This is a genomic window from Variovorax sp. 20P10.2.4 (genome assembly GCF_058244205.1).
Map to the genome: position 1 here is coordinate 1 of NZ_JBZAYE010000599.1, position 4,485 is coordinate 4,485.

The 4,485-nt window shown below is 70.1% G+C and carries 6 protein-coding genes; 5 read left to right on the plus strand and 1 reads right to left on the minus strand.

What is annotated here, in order from left to right:
* Positions 1-654 (plus strand): cysteate racemase (gene cuyB, locus AC27VN_RS33860; protein ID WP_490879408.1); only part of this gene is annotated, 654 nt, incomplete at its 5' end.
* A gap of 36 nt (positions 655-690) precedes the next feature.
* Here cuyB and msrA read toward each other — a convergent pair.
* The gene (gene msrA, locus AC27VN_RS33865) at positions 691-1,443 is read right to left on the minus strand and encodes a peptide-methionine (S)-S-oxide reductase MsrA (protein ID WP_490879409.1); all 753 of its coding nucleotides are present in this window, start codon (positions 1,441-1,443) and stop codon (positions 691-693) included.
* Positions 1,444-1,658: 215 nt separating this feature from the next.
* Between msrA and AC27VN_RS33870 the strand changes: the two genes are divergently transcribed.
* The 4 genes from AC27VN_RS33870 to AC27VN_RS33885 all read left to right on the plus strand — a co-directional run.
* Positions 1,659-2,123 (plus strand): DUF305 domain-containing protein, encoded by a 465-nt coding sequence (locus AC27VN_RS33870; RefSeq protein ID WP_490879410.1) that lies wholly within the window; start codon positions 1,659-1,661, stop codon positions 2,121-2,123.
* Between the two features lie 44 nt (positions 2,124-2,167).
* On the plus strand, positions 2,168-3,655 hold the full coding sequence (locus AC27VN_RS33875) for a YncE family protein (RefSeq protein WP_490879411.1): 1,488 nt from the start codon (positions 2,168-2,170) through the stop codon (positions 3,653-3,655).
* A gap of 40 nt (positions 3,656-3,695) precedes the next feature.
* Entirely contained in the window at positions 3,696-4,250 is a 555-nt protein-coding gene (locus tag AC27VN_RS33880) for an RNA polymerase sigma factor (RefSeq protein WP_490879412.1), read from the plus strand.
* A partial coding sequence (locus AC27VN_RS33885; protein WP_490879413.1) for an anti-sigma factor family protein occupies positions 4,247-4,485 on the plus strand: 239 nt, incomplete at its 3' end. The genes AC27VN_RS33880 and AC27VN_RS33885, both read left to right, overlap by 4 nt.

A 4,485-nucleotide genomic window follows, 5' to 3' on the forward strand; every position in this document is an offset into this window, starting at 1 on the left:
GCCGACAACGACCAGCAGCACATCCCCGTGCTGCTGTGCAACGACCCCGCCATTCCCGACCGCTCGTCGGCCTTCCTCGGCCAGGGGCCGAGCCCGCTGCCCGGCATGCTGCGCGGCATCGACACGCTGGTGGCCGGCGGTGCCGACTGCATCGCCATCCCCTGCAACACCGCCCACCTGTGGTTCGACGAACTGCAGGCCGCCAGTCCGACGCGCCTGCTGCACATCGTCGAGGCCGTGGTGGCTGATCTGCGCCGCCAGGGCGTGACCGAGGGCAAGGTCGGCATCCTCGGCACGCCCGCGACCATCGCGATGGGCCTGTACCAGCGCCACCTGCGTGCCGCCGGCTACGAGACCATCGAGCCGTCGCCCGAGGAGGTGCAGCGCCTGTGCGTGCCCGCGATCGCGGCCGTGAAGGCCAACCGCACCGACGCGGCTTTCGCGCCCGCGGCCGAAGGCATTCGCGCGCTCGCGCGGCAAGGCGCGCGCGCCGTGGTGCTCGGGTGCACCGAGCTGCCGCTGGCCGTTCCGGCGGCGCGGCGTGGCGAGTTCGATGTGGTGCTGACCGATTCGATCGACGCGCTGGCGCGCGAGGCCATCGGGCTGATGCGGCCCGCCGATGCGTCGGCTCACGCGTCCATGTCGCGCAGGTAGACCGGCAGATCCATCACGGGCGGCCGCGCGGACCGGTCAGCCGGCCGCGCGACTGCCCACCAGCACCGGCGCGGCGCGATAGCGATCCGGGAACACCTTCTTGAGGTTCTCGATCTTGGGCAGGTCGTTGAAGACGATGTACGGCTGCGAGGGATTGCGCGTCAGGTAGTCCTGGTGATAGGCCTCCGCCGGGAAGAAGCGCTTCTGCATCTCGATGGTCGTGACGATCGGCTGGCCGAAGCTCTTGAGCTGCCCGAGCTGTTCGATGTAGGCCTTGGCGACACGGGCCTGCTCCGCGTTCTGCGCGAAGATGGTCGAGCGGTACTGGGGCCCGCGATCGGGGCCCTGCCGGTTCAGCTCGGTCGGGTTGTGGGCCACCGAGAAATAGATCTGCAGGATGCGACCGTAGCTGATCTGCCGGGGGTCGTAGGTGATGGCGACTGCTTCGGCATGGCCGGTTCTTCCGGTGCCCACCATCTCGTACTGCGCGGATTTCTCGTCGCCGCCGGCGTAGCCGGACACCGCGCCGACGACGCCCTTCACATGCTGGTACACGCCCTGGACGCCCCAGAAGCAGCCGCCCGCGATGACCGCGACTTCGGTGGCCGCAGTCGGGGCAGCGGCATCGACCGTGGGCGCGGGAATCACGATGGCACTTTCGGCGGCCAGGCTCGGCACCAGCCTGAAAGCCGCCACGCCGGCTAGCCCGGCGGCGGCCCACAACGCGGCACGGCGCGACAGGGAGCGACCGGAGGAGGCGGGCTCGATGGGTGTCTGGGAATCGTTCATGGGACGGGACCTTTCGTTGATGGGCGTGCGGCCGTGCGGCGCGAGCCGGGCGGGCGCGCCTGTTCCTAGTTCGAACGCATCGCGCCGTCGGTTACAGCGCGTCGCGAACGAACCGGCGAACCTGCGCAAAAGAAAAGTCTCATCGCATGGAATAAGCGGTCCGCGGCGGCGTCTACGTCCGCAACAACCCTCTCTTTCGAGGACTTTCGATGCTGATGACGCTTCCCTCTCGCTTGCGGCGCCCTCGCGCCCTGTTACTCGGCGCCGCGGCGCTGGCCTGCGCGGCCGCGGCCTTCGGCGCATGGCATGCGCCGCCGTCCGGCATGGGCGGCGATGCCGGCCTGATGGCCCGGCTGATGGACGTCTGCACTTCGCGCGACCCCGCGCAGGCAGGCTTCGCCGCCGAGAACGACGCAGCCATGGCCCGGATGATGGCCGGCATGGACATCAAGTCCTCCGGCGAAGTGGACCGCGACTTCGCCGAGATGATGATCGCGCACCACCAGGGCGCCATCGACATGGCGCTGGCCGAGCTGCGCCACGGCAGCAACGAGCAGCTGCGCCGCATCGCGCAGGAAATCATCGTCGAGCAGCAGCAGGAGATCGCCGCGATGCGCCTGGCGCTCGACCAGCCGCTGCCGCCCTCCATGCCCGCGCCCACGCAGCCCGCGCGCCCGTAGGCGCCGCCGGGTCCCCTTCACTTCCCTTCGAGCACGAGAACACCATGAAGAACCGCCCCTCTCCCCTCTTCCCCCGCTGGCTGACGGCCATGGCGCTGCTGGCCTCGGCCGCTTGCGCGCAGGCCGGGCAGGCGCCGCGTGCCGTCGCCGAGGCCGACATCGCGATGAGCCACCGCGACCGCGTCTATGCGGCCGAACAGTTCTCCAACACGGTGTCGGTGACCGATCCCGTGGACAACAGGCTGCTCGGCGTGATCCGCCTCGGCGATCCCGCGCCCGGCAACTTCAGCCCGCTGTACCGCGGCCAGGTGCTGGTGCACGGCATGGGCTTCTCGCCCGACCACCGCACGCTCGCGGTGGTGTCGATCGGCTCGAACTCGGTGAGCTTCATCGACACCGCGACCAACGCGGTGAAGCACACCACCTACGTGGGCCGCTCGCCGCACGAGGCCTTCTACACGCCCGACGGCAAGGAGGTGTGGGTCACGGTGCGCGGCGAAAGCCATGTGGCCGTGCTCGACGCCGCCACCTTCGAGGAGAAGACGCGCATCGCCACGCCCAACGGCCCGGGCATGCAGATCTTCTCGCCCGACGGGAAGTACGGCTACATCTGCTCCTCGTTCAATCCCGAGACCGTGGTGATCGACACCGCCAGCAAGCAGGTCGTGGGCCGCGTGAAGCAGGACAGCCCGTTCTGCCCCAACATCGCCGCCACGCCCAACGGCAAGCAGGTCTGGTTCACGCTCAAGGACATCGGCCGCACGATGGTGTTCGACGCGAAGCCGCCGTTCGCGCCGATCAAGGCCTTCGACACCGGGCCGATCACCAACCACGTCAACTTCGCCACCACCGCCAAGGGCAGCTTCGCCTACGTGACCGTGGGCGGCCTCAACCAGGTGAAGGTGTTCCGCACCGACGACTTCTCGCAGGTGGCGACCATTCCCGTCGGCAAGCTGCCGCACGGCGTGTGGCCCTCGGGCGACGGCAAGCGCGTCTACGTCGGACTCGAGAACGCCGATGCGCTGGCCGCGATCGACACGGCTACCAACACCGTGGTCGCGAACGTGCCCATCGGCCAGGCGCCGCAGGCGATTGCCTATGTGCCGAACGCGGTGCCGGCCGATGCGGGCAACGGAACGCAGGGCCTGCAGCCACCGGGACTGGCCGGCCAGGTCGCTCACCTCTCGCTGGTGCCGGCCGGACCGCGCAAGGAAGCAACCGCGGCTGGTGCGCCGACCAGCGTCGCGCTCTTCGACCAGGGCCTGCTGCAGGTGCTGCAGGCCTCGGCCACGGGCCTGGAGCCGAAGCAGCCCTATGTGCTCGCGCTGGCCGACAAGCCCGACGGCAGCGGCACGCTGCAGCCGCTCGCCAGCTTCATGACCAACCCGGCGGGCGCCGCCATCGTGAATGCCATCGGGCCGATCCGCCAGCAGGTGAAGGACGGCCCCGCGGGCGATACTCGGCGCTACCTGGTGATCGCGCCGCAGGTCGGCGGCAAGCCCGCGGCTCCGGTGCAGATCCAGGACCTCTGATGGCATCGGGCCTTCCCCCGACCCAGCGCCGCGCGCATCCATGAGCGACCTGATCCTGCTCGTCGAGCCGATGATTCCCGCCTTGCGGCGCTATGCGCGCGCGTTGCTGCGGGATCGCGAATCGGCCGACGAGCTGGTACAGGACTGCCTCGAGCGCGTGATCGCGCGCTGGGCGCAGCGGCGCGAGGCCGAGGACACGCGGTCCTGGGTCTTCGCGATCCTGCACAACCTCGCGGTGCAGCGCATGCGCCAGCAGTCGCGCCGCGGCCTGCACCTGGCCATCGACGATATCGATGAAGAGGCGCTGGGCATGCCCGCGCAGCAGGAGCATCGCGTGCGGCACCACGAGCTGATGCGCGCGCTCGACGGCCTGTCGGAAGAGCAGCGCGCGGTGCTGTTGCTGGTCGCCGTCGAGGACCTGTCCTATGCCGAGGCCGCCGCGGCGCTCGGTATTCCGGTGGGCACCGTCATGTCGCGCCTGGCCCGCGCGCGCCAGCGGCTGCATCGCATGCTCGACGGCGTCGAGGCCATGCCACCGGCCGATCCGTCGCATGCCGAGCCTGCGGCGCGCCCTCACCTGCGGAGACTCAAATGAACGTCGATCCACCCGACGCCCGACCCATCCTCGAAGAAGACCTGCATGCCTACGTCGATGGCGTGCTCGACCCGCGACGCCATGACCAGGTGCGGGCGTATTTGCGGCAGCACGCCGATGTGGCCCACGAGGTCGAGGCCCATGCACGGCACCGGCGCGCGCTGCGCGAAGCGCTGGCCCCCATCGCCGAGGAACCGCTGCCGCCGGGGCTGAATCTCGCGCGCATGGTGGCCGA